This window comes from uncultured Acetatifactor sp. (assembly GCF_948601915.1).
GTDB lineage: Bacteria > Bacillota > Clostridia > Lachnospirales > Lachnospiraceae > Acetatifactor.
Genome location: NZ_CAPDXS010000287.1, coordinates 1 through 780 on the forward strand (window position 1 = coordinate 1; position 780 = coordinate 780).

The 780-nt window shown below is 55.1% G+C and carries 1 protein-coding gene and 1 pseudogene (1 of these 2 only partly in view); both read left to right on the forward strand.

Going from position 1 to position 780, the window contains the following annotated elements:
• Positions 1 to 232, forward strand: a 232-nt coding sequence (locus tag Q2B33_RS24105) for a hypothetical protein (RefSeq protein WP_300914345.1), incomplete at its 5' end; no start/stop codon positions are given.
• Between the two features lie 76 nt (positions 233 to 308).
• Positions 309 to 780, forward strand: a pseudogene (locus Q2B33_RS24665) (flagellin); it runs 716 nt beyond the window's last position.

Sequence of the window (780 nt, forward strand, 5' to 3'; positions counted from 1 at the left end):
CGACATGGTGTACGGTATGCTTTTTGCGGAAGGCAAGAAAGTGCAGGAGATAGCCGATACCTTTAAGAGAGAGGCGCAGAACAGCTGGCAGGTAGGCAATATCACCGTGATCGGCTCCGAGAATAGGATGCCGGTGCTGGTTCGCTCCGGGGAGCATACTCCTACGGGGAATGCCCAGCTATACTGCGTGGCAAAGACGTTTTTGAAGTCGCTGCAGGGCCATGGTTTTTGAGCCCATGTCCCCAGAGGCGGAAGTTCTTCACATAGATTGAATAAATGCGCGCGTCCGCGCGCAGGGAGGTAAAATCATGAGAGTTAATTACAATGTATCTGCGATGCTGACCAACAATGCACTGGCGAACAATGACAATATGCTGTCCCAGTCTCTCCAGAGGCTTTCCTCCGGACTGAAGGTGAATCGGGCAAAGGACAATCCGGCGGGACTGGCCATGGCCAAGAGGATGAACGCCCAGCTGAGAGGGCTTTCCGCGGCCACCAACAATGCCGGGGACGGCGTTTCGGTGATGGAGATTGCCGACGGAGCCATGTCGGAGATCAGTGAGATGCTGCAGAGGATGAACGAGCTTTCGGTGAAGGCCGCCAACGGCGTGCTCTCCAGCTCAGGGGAGTCTGCAGACGGCAAGGACATTCTTGGAGATAGGGAGATCATACAAAATGAGATCGCCCAGCTGAAGGAGGAGATTACCCGGGTCGCAAAGACTACGGAGTTCAACGGACAGAGGCTGCTGGACGGAGAGTACGCCCTGAGAGGATATACAG